The organism is Vreelandella alkaliphila (assembly GCF_016107625.1).
GTDB lineage: Bacteria > Pseudomonadota > Gammaproteobacteria > Pseudomonadales > Halomonadaceae > Vreelandella > Vreelandella alkaliphila.
This window is the reverse complement of sequence record NZ_JABASV010000006.1, coordinates 254,198-269,752: the sequence shown is the minus strand read 5'-3', so window position 1 is coordinate 269,752 and position 15,555 is coordinate 254,198. Positions and strand designations below refer to the sequence as shown.

Annotated in this window: 15 protein-coding genes; all 15 read left to right on the top strand. The window is 52.2% G+C overall.

Features of this window, described 5'->3' with window-relative positions; translation table 11 throughout:
* Positions 1-111 precede the first annotated feature (111 nt).
* Positions 112-528, top strand: coding sequence for a flagellar export chaperone FliS (gene fliS / locus JFC11_RS11495; RefSeq protein WP_038480185.1), 417 nt, complete (start codon positions 112-114; stop codon positions 526-528).
* A gap of 8 nt (positions 529-536) precedes the next feature.
* A complete protein-coding gene (gene fliT / locus JFC11_RS11490) occupies positions 537-944 on the top strand; it encodes a flagellar protein FliT (protein WP_198349563.1) in 408 nt (135 codons plus the stop codon).
* Complete coding sequence (fliK, locus tag JFC11_RS11485; protein WP_198349562.1) at positions 941-2,170, top strand: flagellar hook-length control protein FliK; 1,230 nt, start codon at positions 941-943, stop codon at positions 2,168-2,170. Before fliT ends, fliK begins: the two co-directional genes overlap by 4 nt.
* Positions 2,154-2,447: an EscU/YscU/HrcU family type III secretion system export apparatus switch protein gene (locus JFC11_RS11480; protein WP_089040063.1), complete on the top strand. Its 294-nt coding sequence runs from the start codon at positions 2,154-2,156 to the stop codon at positions 2,445-2,447. Before fliK ends, JFC11_RS11480 begins: the two co-directional genes overlap by 17 nt.
* Positions 2,448-2,550: 103 nt before the next feature.
* Positions 2,551-2,883, top strand: coding sequence for a flagellar transcriptional regulator FlhD (gene flhD / locus JFC11_RS11475; protein ID WP_038480197.1), 333 nt, complete (start codon positions 2,551-2,553; stop codon positions 2,881-2,883).
* Positions 2,880-3,404 (top strand): flagellar transcriptional regulator FlhC, encoded by a 525-nt coding sequence (gene flhC, locus JFC11_RS11470; RefSeq protein ID WP_038480200.1) that lies wholly within the window; start codon positions 2,880-2,882, stop codon positions 3,402-3,404. The genes flhD and flhC overlap by 4 nt, the downstream gene beginning before the upstream one ends.
* 227 nt (positions 3,405-3,631) lie before the next feature.
* Positions 3,632-4,501 (top strand): flagellar motor stator protein MotA, encoded by an 870-nt coding sequence (gene motA, locus JFC11_RS11465; RefSeq protein ID WP_038480203.1) that lies wholly within the window; start codon positions 3,632-3,634, stop codon positions 4,499-4,501.
* Entirely contained in the window at positions 4,498-5,418 is a 921-nt protein-coding gene (gene motB, locus JFC11_RS11460; RefSeq protein ID WP_038480205.1) for a flagellar motor protein MotB, read from the top strand. Before motA ends, motB begins: the two co-directional genes overlap by 4 nt.
* Before the next feature lie 43 nt (positions 5,419-5,461).
* Positions 5,462-7,570, top strand: coding sequence for a chemotaxis protein CheA (cheA, locus tag JFC11_RS11455; RefSeq protein WP_120385960.1), 2,109 nt, complete (start codon positions 5,462-5,464; stop codon positions 7,568-7,570).
* Positions 7,567-8,067 carry a chemotaxis protein CheW gene (gene cheW / locus JFC11_RS11450; RefSeq protein WP_038480211.1) on the top strand — a complete coding sequence of 167 codons (501 nt, stop codon included), beginning with the start codon at positions 7,567-7,569 and terminating at the stop codon, positions 8,065-8,067. Before cheA ends, cheW begins: the two co-directional genes overlap by 4 nt.
* Before the next feature lie 102 nt (positions 8,068-8,169).
* Positions 8,170-9,495: a methyl-accepting chemotaxis protein gene (locus JFC11_RS11445; protein ID WP_038480214.1), complete on the top strand. Its 1,326-nt coding sequence runs from the start codon at positions 8,170-8,172 to the stop codon at positions 9,493-9,495.
* 58 nt (positions 9,496-9,553) lie between these two features.
* Positions 9,554-11,716: a methyl-accepting chemotaxis protein gene (locus JFC11_RS11440; protein WP_038480217.1), complete on the top strand. Its 2,163-nt coding sequence runs from the start codon at positions 9,554-9,556 to the stop codon at positions 11,714-11,716.
* On the top strand, positions 11,713-12,585 hold the full coding sequence (locus JFC11_RS11435) for a CheR family methyltransferase (protein WP_038480220.1): 873 nt from the start codon (positions 11,713-11,715) through the stop codon (positions 12,583-12,585). Before JFC11_RS11440 ends, JFC11_RS11435 begins: the two co-directional genes overlap by 4 nt.
* Positions 12,586-12,673: 88 nt before the next feature.
* On the top strand, positions 12,674-13,735 hold the full coding sequence (locus JFC11_RS11430; RefSeq protein WP_038480223.1) for a protein-glutamate methylesterase/protein-glutamine glutaminase: 1,062 nt from the start codon (positions 12,674-12,676) through the stop codon (positions 13,733-13,735).
* A gap of 36 nt (positions 13,736-13,771) precedes the next feature.
* On the top strand, positions 13,772-15,469 hold the full coding sequence (locus JFC11_RS11425) for a methyl-accepting chemotaxis protein (RefSeq protein ID WP_038480226.1): 1,698 nt from the start codon (positions 13,772-13,774) through the stop codon (positions 15,467-15,469).
* The last annotated feature ends 86 nt before the right edge of the window (positions 15,470-15,555 follow it).

The window sequence follows — 15,555 nt, the reverse complement described above, 5'->3', positions numbered from 1 at the left end:
AGTTATAACCGAGTCAATAAGCTCGATTTTGGACGCGAAACAGCTAACGAGAAACAGTGCGAGTCGTTGATCGTGTGGCTGTTGTTCACATTAATAAAGGAGAGCCCGCTTATGACATACTCCCGCGGTGGCGCCGCTTATGGCCGAGGTGCCAATGCCTACGCCCGCGTTGGCGTGGAAAGCGGCGTTATGTCAGCTGATCCTCATCAGCTCATTGTAATGCTGTTTGATGGTGCTCAGGCGGCCATCCGTGCGGCGCGTATTCATATGCAGGCAGGCCACACGGCTGAAAAGGGAAAGTCGATTTCCAAGGCCTTGGATATTATTAACAATGGCTTGGCGGCTGCGCTGGATCAAGAGAAGGGCGGCGATATTGCTGAGCGTCTTGCTTCTCTTTATGACTACATTTCCCGTTTATTGTTAGCCGCAAATCTTCGAAATGATGAAGACAGCCTTAACCAAGCAGAACGTTTGCTTGAAGACATCGCCTCTGCATGGCGTGAAATCGGTCAACAGCAAAGTGCGTGAGGCAAAGCATGTCGGCTTCTGAAACTGCTCGTGAAAATGCCCAGCAAGCGCTCATTGATGCGTACGCCAAGCTACTCACCTGTGTGACAAAAATGCACGAGCTCGCGCATGCGGAGCAGTGGGCGGAGCTTATCGAGCAGCGTACTCACTATGTGATGTCAGTTGAAGCGTTGCGTCAGCGCGATGAAGAGACCGTGCTTGATGATGATGGCCGGAAGCGAAAAACAGAGTTGCTGGAGAGCATTCTTGAGCATGATGTTGAAATTCGTCGTCGCTTGGTGGCTCGGCGAGATGAGCTAGGCAAACTGATAGGTGTTTCTCAACGTCAGCGAAGCCTGCATCGTGCTTATGCGCCTCAGCAAGGTGATACGGCGTTTTTCGATACCGGTAGCGATCAGGAGAAGGGGGCTTCGTGAGTGGCATTACGCCACTTATCGATACGCTCATGCACCAAGTGCTTGGGCGTAAGGGCGAGCTGTCCCAACGTCCTCTTAACGTGCCTGTGCAACCAGTACCGCCGGGTGAGGGGCCGCGCGCACTGCAAGGCGATTCAAGCTTGGATGGGCGCCCGCTATCATCGCCACTCGATGATCTTAGGCGTCTTTCCTCCTCGCTTGATGGGCAACGGCTGCCCGCTGCGAAGGGAGAGGCAGCCAGCACACCGCTAGGCTCAACGCAAACACACTTTAGCCCAGCGGCACGCACCATCGCCGATGTATTGCTGCGCTTTCCCGCACCACCCGCGATGATACGCCCGCAGGCGCCATTGATGGGATTGGAGGAAGCGCCCTCTGCTGCGGCACTAGCGAGTCGGTTAGAAAGCAGCGTTCGGGATAGCGGACTGTTTTACGAATCGCATTTAAAGCGATGGTTTCAAGGAGAGTCTTCCCGACAACAATTGCTGCGAGAGCCGCAGATGCAGCCAGGCCCACGACCTCTACTGCCTGTCAGTCTGGCCACGTTTGTAATGCCTCCTTTTGCGGCAAATGCCACATTGGGTGCGAGTAATACAAACGTTGCCATATTGCCGAATTCGCTGCTGATACCTGTGGCAAGTGACCAAGCTGGTTTGATGCGCACAGCCGCGCTTATGCCAATGGATAATACGCTGCCAGCAGGCGCGCAGCGTGAAAGTGTGCCTGCCAATGTCTCTGCGAGCGCTTCCGCCAGTATTGATATGGCAAGCGCGCGAGCCATGGAAGAGAGTTCGCTAGTGCGCGGTGGCCGTGAGATTGTGCATGAAAGTTTGCAGAGCCTGGTGCGTCAACAGCTCGATATGCTCGTGATGCCTGTTATTCGCTGGGAAGGTGATGTGTGGGCCGGTATTTTTATGGCATTAGTCATCCATATGCCCACCCGGGAAGGTGAGCGCGAAAGTGCCCAGCAAGAAGCAGAGGGTGATGGTGTCTGGCAGTCAGATATGCAGCTCGACGTGCCTAATCTGGGAGCGTTCAGTGTATCACTCAGACTTTACCAATCAGTGTTAAGCATTGATCTGACCACGGATACGGCGTCGACTTACCAGTCTCTAGAGCTGGGGAGTGAGCGTTTGGAAAAACGTCTGCGGGCGTTAGATTTTCGCAGTATTCAGGTGAAAGCCCACTATGCCACCTTGGAGAGTCATGATGGCGACATCGGGTGAGCATCGTCGTCAAGCTGTCGCGCTTGCCTATCAAGATAAAGATCAGGCACCGAGAGTGATCGCAAAAGGTTACGGCGAGTTGGCGGAGCGGATTATGGCGGAGGCTCAGCGCCAAGGCATTTATGTGCATGATGCACCTGAGCTGGTGGCACTGCTGATGCAGTTAGATCTCGATGCCGAGGTTCCTGCAAGTTTATATCAGGTGATTGCAGAACTTCTTGTGTGGGTATTTGAGTTATCCGAAGAAGGGTTAATTCCTCGTCAAGAGCGTTGGTAGCCAATACAAACGTTGTATGTAACCATGATGGGGGAATGTTAAAAACCTTTAAGGCGTCCGTATAAAGTCATAATGAAACGCCTATGTCGTTCGATGGAACACTATGAGTCAAACCAGCTTTCTCGATGAAATTCAAGAAATTAATTTAGCGTATTTACTTCTCGCGCAGCGCCTATTGGTCGAAGACCGTGAGGCAGCGATGTTTCGCTTAAAAGTAGACAGCGAGCTTGCCGACCTGCTGGTGTCTCTAAATGCTCGGCAGTTGACGAAACTGGCACGCAATAATCAGCTGATATGCAGGCTAAGCCAAACGAGCGTCCATCAACTGCGCAAAATCACTCAGAATCCTCGGGATCAAGGTCTTTCAGGGTTACATGCTTCATTGTTGTCGGCTTGTGAAGCGTTTGAGGTGTTTCCAGTAGGAGAGCCAGAGTGAGCCAGAAAAGCTTGGTTGATGAAATGCACCAAGTACAACTGGCCATAGAGCTGATTGAGTTAGGTGCACGTTTACAAGTATTAGAGACCGAAACAGACCTAAGTCGCACGCGCTTGATTAAGTTGTACAAAGAAGTGCGGGGGATGTCGCCGCCTAAGGGAATGTTGCCTTTTTCAGCGGACTGGTTCGTAACCTGGCTGCCAAATGTGCATTCGTCGCTGTTTTATAACATTTACAACAGCATACAAAAAAATACCTGCTGTGAGCGTATTGATGCCTTTGTCAAAGCTTACCGCCTGTATGAAGAGCAGATAAACCTTGAAAACGTTGAACCGGTGCTGGGGCTTACCCGGGCGTGGACACTGGTACGGTTTTTTGAAAGTGACTTGCTGCAGCTCAACATGTGTACGCGTTGTGAAGGGCACTTTGTCGCGCATGCGCATAGCCCCGCTCATGATTATGTTTGCGGTATTTGCCAGCCTCCCTCGCGAGCTGGCAAAACGCGCAAGGCGCGGCTTTAAAAGATAAAAAACGGCCACGCCCACAGCGGGTAAGCATATAACCAATAACGTGCGTCTTTAACGCATAGATAGCACCAAAAGGGGTGGGTACTTTTTCATTAGAACTGCCTACGCCTGCGTATGCTATGGCTAAGAAACGCGTGGAGCGGGACTTTTCTGTGTCTTCTTTTTGAGACGCGGAAATAGCGTTCCCTTGAAATAAAACTGATACCGCAAGGACACTGCTTGTGCTGATTCCTCTGGGTTATTTGGTCGTACTGCTATCTGTCTTTGGCGGTTATGTGATGGCAGGTGGTAGCTTGGGCCCCCTGTACCAACCCCTGGAGCTGCTGATTATTGGCGGTGCAGGCGTTGGTGCTTTTATTGCTGCAAATAACGGCAAAGCGATTAAAGCCACGTTTAAAATACTTCCCAGGCTCAAACGAACCAAAAAATATAATAAAGCACTGTATATGGAGTTAATGGCGCTGCAATACAAGATCCTCTCTAAAGTGCGCCGCGAGGGGATGTTGGGCATTGAGCGTGACATTGACAACCCCCAGGAAAGCCCCCTGTTTCAAGAGCATCCCACGGTGCTTGCAGACCCTCATATTATGGATTTCTTAACCGATTATCTGCGGTTAATGGTGAGCGGTGGCATGGAACCGATGGAAATCGATGAGTTAATGCTTCACGAAATCGAAGTATTTGAGCAGGAAGCACATATTCCCATCGATGCGATTGCCAAAGTAGGTGATGCAATGCCTGCGTTCGGTATCGTAGCGGCGGTAATGGGGGTTATTAAAGCACTGACCTACGCAGATGCCAGTCCTGAACAAATGGGACAAATGATTGCCATGGCATTGGTGGGTACCTTCTTGGGGATTTTAATGGGCTATGGATTTATTAGTCCTATCGCTAGCTATGCCGAACGGCAAGCCAAAGAAGCAGAGAAAATGCTCCAGTGTATCCGTGTCACGCTGTTGGCCAGCCTGCATGGTTATGCTCCCCAGTTAGCCGTTGAATTTGGTCGGAAGGCATTACACAGCACCGAGCGCCCCAGCTTCGCAGAGCTTGAAGAGTATGTTCGCGACGCTAAAAAGGGCGGTAATGCATGAGTAAGGGGGGCGATAAGCGTCCGATTGTTATTCGGCGCAAAAAAGTGGTGCATGCCCACCATGGCGGTGCGTGGAAGATTGCCCTTGCCGACTTCATGACAGCTTTGATGGCGCTGTTTCTGGTCATGTGGATTTTAAGTGTTTCCGACGATGAAACCCGCCGCAGTGTTGCGGAGTACTTCAGTACGCCATTAATAACGGCAATGACCAGTGGTGACCGATCAGGAAGCACTCAGGTGATTCCAGGTGGTGGCCCAGATCCTACCCACAGCGATGGCGAACGTGCCCGAATCGATGTGCTTCAACATAGCCGCCCTAGTGCTCAGGAGAGGCGTTTCTTCAACGACTTGCAAGAGCGCATTGAGCGAGCCATTGAACAAGACCCCGAGCTGCGCCACCTACGCAGCCAAATGCGCTTTGATTTAACCCGCGAAGGGCTACGTATTCAGCTGCTCGATACGGAGCAGCGGCCCATGTTTGAGTTAGGCCGCGATCAAGTAGCTCCTTACATGCGCAGCCTGTTACGTACGATGGCACCGCTACTCAACGAATTGCCCAATGATTTAAGTATCAGCGGCCACACTGACAGCGTGCCCTATGCAGGCGGTTATCGAGGTTACAGTAACTGGGAGCTGTCCAATGATCGAGCAAATGCCTCTCGGCGTGAATTAGTTGCCGGCGGGCTTGATCCAGATCAACTGCTGCGCGTATCGGGCTTTGCCGATCGTGTCAGGTTGCCTGACACTGCGCCGACAGACCCGATTAATCGTCGCATTGAGCTCGTTGTCTTATTGCCAGAAATCGCAGAAGCGATTCGTAATCCAGGCGTTATGGGGCTTGATAGCCCATTACCTGATGAAGATGCGCTTTTAGAGGCGCTGCCACAAAGCGTGCCTCAGAGCGATGAAAGCGAATGAGCAGGGCTTATCACAACACAAAGACGTTTATGTGGAGCGGTGCATGGATATAGCGGATTTTTTTGACACCTTTTTTGAAGAGGCCGAAGAGCTGCTGGCCGATATGGAGCAGCATCTGCTGGAACTGGATGTCGATGATCCGGATAGCGAACAGCTAAACGCTATCTTCCGCGCCGCCCACTCCATAAAAGGCGGCGCCGGTACCTTCGGCTTCAGCGTGCTGCAGAAAACCACGCACATCTTTGAAAACTTGTTAGATCACGCACGCAAAGGTGAGCTGACATTGCGAGCTGACCTCGTTGATACTTTTTTAGAGGCAAAAGACATCATGCATGAGCAACTCGATGCCTATCGCAACGAGGAAGAGCCCAACCAAGAAGCCTACGAGCGAATTTGCCAGACACTGCAGCAGATCGCACTAGAAGAAATTGGCCAGACGTTGGATGCACCTGCGGTCCCCGCGCCAACGATTGAAAAGAAAACATCAGCCAGCGCCGAGGCTGCTGAACCCTCCTCGCTAAGCGAGCGCCATCTGTTGGTTGCGCTACTGAATGTTAGCGAAAAAGATCGCACGTTGCTGGTAGAAGAGCTGGAGCAACTGGGTGATGTCCAGTCCCACTCGGGTGATGAAAAACGTTACGAAGTAACGCTAACAGGTGACGTTAGTGCTGACGATATTGAAGCAGTGATGTGCTTCATTATTGAGCCTGAGCAGATTGAAATTAGCGTGGTAGCGGTTGAAAAAAACGAAGAGGCTAGTGTTAGCCCTGAGTTAGACGCGCCAGTAGCCGTGCCTACTGATGTTGTTGAGCCTACTAATAGTGCTAAGCCTGCGGCGCCAGCGGTGGCTAAACCTGCTGATAGAGCACCTTCGCCAGAGAAGCCAGCGAAATCCGCCCCTAAAAAAGCGGCCGCAGAGTCAGCCTCAATCCGTGTGTCGGTAGATAAAGTCGACCAAATCATCAATTTGGTTGGCGAGCTGATTATTACCCAGTCGATGCTAGACCAAACGGTCAGCGACCTTGGCGATCAATCCGTTGGCAATAGCTCGCTACAAAATGGCATGAGTCTGCTACAGCGTAACGCGCGGGATCTTCAAGAAGCGGTGATGTCGATCCGCATGATTCCGATGGAGTTTGTGTTTAGCCGATTCCCACGTGTAGTGCGTGATACCGCCGGTAAGTTGGGCAAAGAAATTGAGCTTATCACCGAAGGCAAGTCCACCGAGCTGGATAAAAGTCTGGTTGAGCGCATTACCGATCCGTTAACGCACCTAGTACGTAATAGCTTGGATCACGGCATCGAAATGCCGGATGAGCGCGAAGCGGTAGGTAAGCCCCGAGTTGGCAAGTTGGTGTTATCGGCACGCCACCAGGGCGGCAATATTCTGATTGAAGTGCGTGATGATGGCGCGGGCATGGATCGTGATCGGTTGTTGGCCAAGGCGCGTGAAAATGGTTTGAACGTTTCCGACAACATGTCTGATGAGGAGGTTTTTCAGCTGATTTTTGCGCCGGGTTTCTCCACGGCAAAAGAAGTCACAGACGTTTCTGGCCGCGGTGTCGGAATGGATGTGGTAAAGCGGAATATTCAAGGCATGGGTGGCCGGGTTGAAATCCAATCCAAGAAGGGTGAAGGCACCAACACGCGCATCGTGTTGCCGCTGACACTTGCCATCCTTGACGGCATGTCGATCAAAGTGGGCGGCGAAACCTTTATTTTGCCGCTTTCCACGGTACTTGAGTCGTTGCAGCCTGCCAAAGGCGATATGTATGCCATGGCGGGTGATGATGTGGTGCTTAAAGTGCGCGATGAGTACCTGCCGGTCATCGCGATCCATGAAGTGTTGGATGTGGAAAATGCCATTACCGACCCGACCAAAAGTATTGCCGTAATCGTGCAGGGGGAGGGGCGTCGTTATGCCATGTTGGTCGATGAGCTGATTGGCCAGCAACAGGTGGTTGTAAAGAACTTAGAAGATAATTACCGCAAAGTGCCGGGCGTTTCGGCGGCGACCATCCTTGGTGACGGTAGCGTCGCGCTAATTCTAGATATTACAGGTTTACACCGGTTAAGCCGTGCCAAGAAAGAAGCCGGAAAACAGGTGAATTATCCCCATCTCTCTTATTACCAGGAGGCCGAGCCGTCATGAGCCAGGCAAACAATGGAGCGGTGTTGTCCGCCGCAGAAGCCGATAATCGCGAATTTTTGGTGTTCTCTTTGGGAGAAGAAGAGTATGCCATTGATATCCTGAAGGTTCAGGAAATACGCGGCTATGAAAACGTCACGCGTATTGCCAATGCCCCTGATTTTATTAAAGGGGTGACCAATCTACGCGGCGTCATTGTGCCTATTGTCGATCTGCGCATTAAATTTCACCTAGACAGTGTGGAGTACGGTGGCCAAACCGTTGTCATCGTGGTCAATGTCGCCGACCGCGTCGTTGGTATTGTCGTGGACGGCGTTTCCGATGTCATGACACTAACACCCGAGCAAATAAAACCAGCGCCTGAGTTTGGTGTAACGCTCTCCTCCGATTTCTTAAGCGGATTAGGCAGTCTTGAAGACCGCATGCTGGTGTTAGTTGATATCGATAAGCTGCTGACCAGCGAAGAAATGGCTTTAGTCGATAGCACCAGCAGCCGCTAATCCCTTTGTGACTGGGCACAGGGAGAGTGCCTTCTTAAGCCAAAAAAACAGCCCTCTCTGGTGCTACGGATAGCATCGGCCACTACGGTTGTATTTGGAGTAATGCGTGTGACACCGCTACTGCGTCAAATGATGAGCAATATGACCGTGCGCCTTAGTTGGGGGCTGGTATTAGCCACTTTTTCAATGTTGGTGGTGGTGGCCTGCGGTATAGGTCTTTATGCACTCCACCACGGTGCCGCTATTGTGCAGGCATCGAGTGATTTGCAGGCGCAGCAAGCGGCGTTCAGTGAGTTTGCGACACGCATTCGCTGGGTGCTGATTGGCGTGGTCATTATGACCGGCGTAACGGTCGCGGTGGTGGTGTGGGGAGTGACTGTTAATGTGTTGCGTCCCCTGGATCGTCTGGTCGGTTACTTTGAGAAAATGGCTCAGGGCGATCTAAGCCAGCAAATTACCTCGCCTGGTAATAATGAAATTGGCAGGTTGTACACAGCGATGGCGCACATGCAGTCTTCACTGTCTGAAACCGTTGGTGTGGTACGCCAAAGCGGCGCGTCAATTTTTGAGCGCTCTCAGCATATTGCCAGTGGCAATAACGACCTCTCCTCACGTACTGAACAGCAGGCCTCTTCGCTAGAAGAGACGGCCTCGAGCATGGAGCAGTTAGCCTCTACCGTTGGGCACAACGCAGACAATGCACTACAAGCCAGTCAGCTCGCCAATGAGGTAACGCTAACCGCCAGACGCAGCGGCGAAGAAGTTGCCAATATTGTTGAAACCATGCAGGACATTAGCGCGAGTTCCCACCAAGTTGCCGACATTATTACGGTGATCGATAACATTGCTTTTCAAACCAATATTCTCGCCTTAAACGCGTCGGTAGAAGCCGCCCGTGCTGGCGAGCATGGCAAAGGGTTTGCCGTTGTTGCGCAGGAAGTTCGCAGTCTCGCTAGCCGCAGTGCTAATGCTGCTAAAGAAATTCGTACGCTGATCGATGCATCGCTTGGCAAAGTGGATGCGGGTACCCAGCGGGTGAATCACGCGGGAAAAACCATGCAGGATCTTGTCGCCGCGGTGCAGCGTGTTAACGATATTATGGATGAGATTGCGGCTGCCTCTGAAGAGCAAAGCAATGGTATTGGGCAAGTTAATCAAGCGGTTGCCCAAATGGATCAGGTTGTTCAGCAAAATGCCCAGCTGGTTCAACAGGCAGCACGTAGCGCCAACGAATTAGAAAGCGAAGCGGCACGCCTTAGAGAAGCGGTTGAGCGCTTCCATGTGACGCCTGCCCTGGCTGAGGGGAAACAGGAATCTGGTTATGCCATGCGGCCCCGCGCTCTTCAGCAAGTACCTGCCGCCCAAACTCCAGCGGCCAAAAAAATACCCGCTCGCAACATGGCAGTCGATGAGTGGGAAGCATTTTAAGCCTTGCGGTTTAGGCTCATTACTTCCTCGGCTTCAATACTAAAAATAAGGTATGCGGATGCGTAATAACCAGCCAGTCACTCAGCGTGAAGTTGAACTTCAGAGTGATGATTTCCTCGTTTCGCGCACGGATCTTAAAGGGCGTATTACCTATGTAAACCCAGCGTTTATCCAGATAAGTGGTTTCCAGCAAGAAGAGCTGGTAGGTGCGCCCCATAACTTGATACGGCACCCGGATATGCCGCCAGCGGCGTTTGAAAACCTGTGGCAGACCGTGAAAAGCGGTGAAACATGGCGAGGGCTGGTTAAAAACCGTTGTAAGAATGGCGACCACTACTGGGTTAGTGCCAGCGTAACGCCGATTATTGAAGACGACCACGTCGTTGGCTATGCCTCTGTCAGGGTGCAGGCAACCCGAGAGGCGATTGCCCAAGCGGAACAGGCCTACGCTGAAATACGTGAAGGCCGTAACAAACAGCTCTATTTAGACAAGGGGCGGTTGCGTAAGAAAGGCCTAACTCAACGCTTAAAACGGATACGACTAGATACTCTGCGCGCTAAATTGATTGGCATGATTGTCGTTGCTGGCGCGCTGCTGCTGGTGAGTGGTGGCCTTGGGCTGTATGGCCTTAACGTCGCAGGAGAGCGGCTAGCGACGCTTAATAATGATGGCCTGCAAGACGTTATTCGCTTACAGCAAATAGACCAGACCATCGCGCAAACGCGCCAGGCCATGATTGAACCAGAGCGTATGGAGCTGATTCAGCAGCGCTTTGAGATGGGGGACATGATTGCCAATAGCGCGGCGACGATTGAGTCCGCTTGGCAGCAATACTACTCCCGTGATGTCAACACGACAGCGCTTGCCACTTCCTTCAACGCTCAGCTGCAAACCTTTTTAGACAATGGCATGTTCCAGGCGGAAACCGTCTTGCAAGCAGAAGACACGTATCAAGTGTTCACCGGCTTGGACGCGGTCATCAGTGTAATGAATAACGAAGGGCGCGAACTCTCGTCGATGGTGAACCAGCTCATCGCCGAAAAACAGGCTGACGCCGAGGTGATGGCTGCCGATGCTGAGCAAGGTCAAGCCAGCATGCTAAGCGCTCAAGCCGCTGTGCTAGGTGTTGGCGTACTGGCGCTTATCCTGCTTGGGGTGATGACGTTACGTTCCATTGTTCGGCCGCTAAAAAGCGCGTCTCGCTTTACCTTGCAAATCGCGGGTGGAAACCTAGCGGCTAAAGTGCCTCCCCATCAGCGTGATGAAGTTGGGATGCTGATGGAATCGCTGAACACTATGCGGAAAAGTTTGAGCAGCATTATTAGCGATGTAAAAGGCGGTATTAATGTGGTTACACCTGCTGCTCGGGATATTGCCAGCGGTAATGAGGCTTTATCGTCTCGTACCGAGCAACAGGCAGCATCGCTACAGCAAACCGCATCCAGCATGGAAGAAATGACCACGACCGTGCGTCAAAACAGCGATAACGCTCAAGAAGCGCGTCGTCTTGCCGATAACAATGCTAAGCAAGTGACCCAAACCGGAGAGCTCATGTCGCAGTTGGTCGAGAATATGCAGCGAATTACCCAAAGCTCGCAAAAAATGACTGACATTATCAATGTGATTGACTCGATTGCTTTCCAAACCAATATCTTGGCGCTCAACGCATCGGTAGAAGCTGCCAGGGCCGGGGAGCATGGTCGTGGGTTTGCGGTGGTTGCTGAAGAAGTGCGTAAGCTGGCAGGAAGAAGCGCAAGCGCCTCTCAAGAGATTCGTGTGCTGATTGATGGTTCTAATCAAGAAGTCAATGTGGGGGCTGGGCTGGTCAAAAAAGCCGAAGTAGCGATTAGTGAGGTTGCCGATGCGGCGCGCAATGTTACCCAGATCATGCATGATATTTCGTCAGCGTCAGCAGAACAGAGTCATGGTATCGCGGAGGTGAACCAAGCCGTTGCCGAAATGGATCAAGCGACACAGCAGAATGCCGTTCGTGTCCAGGAAACAGCACGTGCCGCCGTGGCATTAGAGCAGCAAGCGGGCTTATTAGCCCTGTCTGTTGAGGCGTTTCGTTTGAACCATCAGAACTCGCCAACAACAGCGCTTAGTACAGCCCCTACTGCCTATCGATCGCGAGCTCAGCTCCCAGATAGCCCAACTAAACCGCCTTCGTCGCCAACCACACGGCAGCTGGCCGCAGTAGAGGAGTGGGAAGAATTTTGATCGACCAACGCGAGCGGGGAGTTGATGTCGGCCAGTGGGCATCGGGAGGGCAGATCGAACGTGATCTTGTGCTAACCGATGCCGACTTTGCGCGTATACGGGAATTGATTTACCAGCGCGCCGGAATAGTGCTGGCTGAGCATAAGCGTGAAATGGTCTACAGCCGCTTAGCCAAGCGATTGCGTCACCATGGTATTACACGTTTTACCGACTATCTGTCTCGGTTGGAGCGTCAGCCGGACGCTAAAGAGTGGGAGGCGTTTACCAATGCCTTAACCACCAATCTCACCGCTTTTTTTCGTGAGGCGCATCACTTTCCGCTATTAGCTGAGCACATTAAGAAACAGCAAAGTCCCGTGACTATCTGGTGCTCAGCGGCGTCCACCGGGGAAGAGCCCTACTCGATAGCAATGACGCTGTTAGAAACACTGGGGCCAAAAGCTACCCAGGCCAAAGTCATTGCCACTGATATTGACACCGACGCACTAAGCAAAGCGCGTGCCGGTATTTACCCGCTTGAACAGGTGCGTAAGTTAGAGGAAGGGCGGGTTAAGCGGTTTTTCCAGAAAGGCACCGGTAGTCATGCAGGTTTGGCACGCGTAAGGCCAGAAGTATCATCGTTGGTGGAGTTTTTGCCGCTTAATTTGCTGGCGCCCCAGTGGTCGGTAAAAGGCCCTTTCGATGCCGTTTTTTGTCGCAATATAATGATTTATTTCGATAAAGATACCCAGGCTAAGATTCTAAAACGGTTTGCTCCGCTAATGAAGCCAGACGCGTTACTGTTTGCGGGACACTCGGAAAATTTTTCGTATATCAGCGATGCATTCAAGCTGCGTGGGCAAACGGTTTATACCCTCGCAAAAAAATAAATCGGTTACGTGCGTTAACTCCTTTGGGCAATCGCCTTAGCGGAGTGGGTTGGCACACAGGTGGCTACCGTAATAAAGGAGGCGTGCTTTGAGCGCAGCCAAAATCAAAGTGTTGTGCGTTGATGACTCGGCGCTGATTCGTGATTTGTTAACGGAAATAATCAACTCTCAGCCGGATATGGAAGTCGTCGCCGTCGCGCCAGACCCCATTGCTGCGAGGGATCTGATCAAACAACACAATCCTGATGTGCTGACACTGGACGTAGAAATGCCGCGGATGGATGGTCTTGATTTTCTTGAACGGTTAATGCGGCTTCGCCCTATGCCGGTACTCATGGTGTCATCACTGACCCAGAGCGGCTCAGAGATTACTCTGCGTGCGTTAGAGTTAGGCGCATTGGATTTTGTGGCTAAGCCCAGCTTGGGTATTCGCAGCGGCATGATGGAGTATGCAACTGAAATTACCGATAAGCTTCGCGCCGCGGCCCGCTCGCGTCCTCGCCAAGCTCGCCATAAAAATGCGCCGCCACCGACACAGCTAAAAGCACCCATGGTGTCGAGTGAAAAGCTGATTATCATTGGTGCTTCTACAGGCGGCACAGAAGCGATCCGGTCAGTGCTCGAACCACTGCCGGCGAATGCGCCAGCCATCTTGATTACCCAGCACATGCCCGGTGGTTTCACCCGCTCTTTCGCCGAGCGGCTAGATCGGCTGTGCCGAATTAGCGTAAAAGAAGCCACCGATGGCGAGCGTGTCTTGCCAGGCCATGCCTACATTGCCCCAGGCGACCAGCACCTAGAGCTTGTCCGCAGTGGTGCTAACTATGTCGTGCGCTTAAATGATGGCCCGCCGGTCAACCGTCATCGTCCCTCTGTTGATGTGCTGTTTCACTCTGCTTCCAAGCATGCGGGTAAAAACGCCATTGGGGTGATTTTGACCGGCATGGGTAAGGATGGCGCTGTAGGCCTTCTTGAGATGCGGGAAGCTGGGGCGGCCACCATTGCGCAAAATGAAGAAAGCTGTGTGGTGTTTGGTATGCCAAGAGAAGCCATCGCCGTCGGGGGAGCAGTAGAAGTGGTTGCTTTAGATGATATTCCATCGCGGTTGATGGCCTTAATTGCCGCTTCAGGGCGTGCTCAGCGGGTATAACACCCCATTGCGCATAAATAAAAAAAGGGGACAAAAATGACACGCTCACTGCGTCATATCAGTATTCACTCTGCCGTTATTGCCGCGTTGGCTAGCTTTGTCATGCTGATAGTGGTGTTAGCTGGTATCAGTTTTATGGCAGATCGTAATGCTCAGGCCAACCTGTCAACCTATAGCCTCATCAGTAATAGTCAGCTCAACGAGATTAATCGCGCTGACTCATTGCTCAACCAGGCAATGCTGGCCATGGAAACGGCATCCAACTTTTTAATGGTCGGTCAAACACGCCAATCCAATGCCCAGGTCGACATTGCTCTGGATCGAATTGCGCGTGCCGAAGAGCGTTTTGAAAGCTTCGCTGCGTCGCCACGCGCGGGGCAAGGTGAGGCATTGGGCGAGGCATTGATAGAAGACTTCCGCACAGTACTGGCCTTGGTCAAACAGCAGCATGCGACGTTCGAAACCATGGACATCAGTACCTTCAATCAGCTTCGGGGTGAACTGGTTGAGCCATTGAACAGCTTAGCCAATAGTGCGACGGCTTTCGTGCAGTATGGTTTTCAGCGGGTAGATAGCATTCGTGGCGATGCTGATGCGCAAGGCGATATGTTTATGTTAGTCAATGCGCTTGCCGTGGCAATTGCGCTATTGGTGACAGTGTTCATCTATATAGCATTACGCCGTACGGTCATCGCGCCGTTGAATGATGCCGTAAGACGGTTGGACAAAATATCTCAGGCTGACCTAACGGAATCCGTTCCCGCATCAGGCAAAAATGAAGTGGGGCGTCTTTTTTCAGCGATGGGCACGATGCAGCAAAACCTGACGGCGATCGTGACACGTGTTCGAGAAGGCAGTAGTGAAATCCATCACGGCACTCGAGAGATAGCGAGTGGCAATGCGGATCTGTCATCACGCACTGAGCAGCAGGCTGCTTCGATCGAAGAAACGGCCGCCAGCATGGAACAAATGACGGCAACGGTTAAGCAAAATGCCGACAATGCGCGTCAGGCAAGCACGCTGGCCGCAGATGCCTCTACCACTGCCGAGCAAGGTGGCCAAGTGGTTGAGCAGGTAGTGCAGACCATGCACGGTATTTCTACCAGTTCCCAAAAAGTGGCAGATATCACCAGTGTGATCGACTCTATCGCCTTTCAAACCAATATTTTGGCACTCAATGCCTCGGTAGAGGCGGCTCGCGCTGGCGAGCAAGGGCGTGGTTTTGCCGTTGTGGCAGGCGAGGTTCGCAACTTAGCTAGCCGCAGTGCCGATGCGGCAAAAGAGATCAAAACACTGATAGATGCCTCTGTTGCACAAATCAAGCAAGGCTCTACGCTGGTAGAACAAGCGGGCACCACTATGTCCGACGTGGTGACGGCTGTCCGTCGGGTGACCGATATTATGGATGAGATTTCTGCAGCGTCTCAGGAACAGAGCGATGGCATTGAGCAGGTAAGCCAAGCGGTAGGGCAGATGGATGAAGTGACCCAGCAGAATGCGGCACTGGTTCAGGAAGCCTCCGCGGCGGCTATGTCGCTTGAAGAGCAAGCAAATAAGTTAGAAGAGGCGGTGGCTGTCTTTGCTTTGTTAACCAGCCAAGCGGGAGTGCAGCGTCAAGCACTGCCAGCGAGTAGCCAAGTAAACGTGCCTGCTGCCAGGCCGCAGGCAGCCACTGCGCCCCGCACTCGCCGAACCCCAGAGCCCAGCCACCACGACGAGTGGGAAGCGTTCTAGGTTTTAATAGCCGTTTTAAGAACGGTTTTAAGGACGGTTTTAAGGACGGTTTTAAGAACTGCTTTAAGGACTGTTTTTAAGCATCG

What these genes read in the sequence shown, in the direction of transcription:
- JFC11_RS11440 (WP_038480217.1), top strand. Translation starts at nt 9,554, where the DNA reads ATGCGTAATAACCAGCCAGTCACTCAGCGTGAAGTTGAACTTCAGAGT.
- JFC11_RS11425 (WP_038480226.1), top strand. Translation starts at nt 13,772, where the DNA reads ATGACACGCTCACTGCGTCATATCAGTATTCACTCTGCCGTTATTGCC.
- cheW (WP_038480211.1), top strand. Translation starts at nt 7,567, where the DNA reads ATGAGCCAGGCAAACAATGGAGCGGTGTTGTCCGCCGCAGAAGCCGAT.
- fliT (WP_198349563.1), top strand. Translation starts at nt 537, where the DNA reads ATGTCGGCTTCTGAAACTGCTCGTGAAAATGCCCAGCAAGCGCTCATT.
- JFC11_RS11445 (WP_038480214.1), top strand. Translation starts at nt 8,170, where the DNA reads ATGCGTGTGACACCGCTACTGCGTCAAATGATGAGCAATATGACCGTG.
- cheA (WP_120385960.1), top strand. Translation starts at nt 5,462, where the DNA reads ATGGATATAGCGGATTTTTTTGACACCTTTTTTGAAGAGGCCGAAGAG.
- fliS (WP_038480185.1), top strand. Translation starts at nt 112, where the DNA reads ATGACATACTCCCGCGGTGGCGCCGCTTATGGCCGAGGTGCCAATGCC.
- motB (WP_038480205.1), top strand. Translation starts at nt 4,498, where the DNA reads ATGAGTAAGGGGGGCGATAAGCGTCCGATTGTTATTCGGCGCAAAAAA.
- JFC11_RS11480 (WP_089040063.1), top strand. Translation starts at nt 2,154, where the DNA reads ATGGCGACATCGGGTGAGCATCGTCGTCAAGCTGTCGCGCTTGCCTAT.
- flhD (WP_038480197.1), top strand. Translation starts at nt 2,551, where the DNA reads ATGAGTCAAACCAGCTTTCTCGATGAAATTCAAGAAATTAATTTAGCG.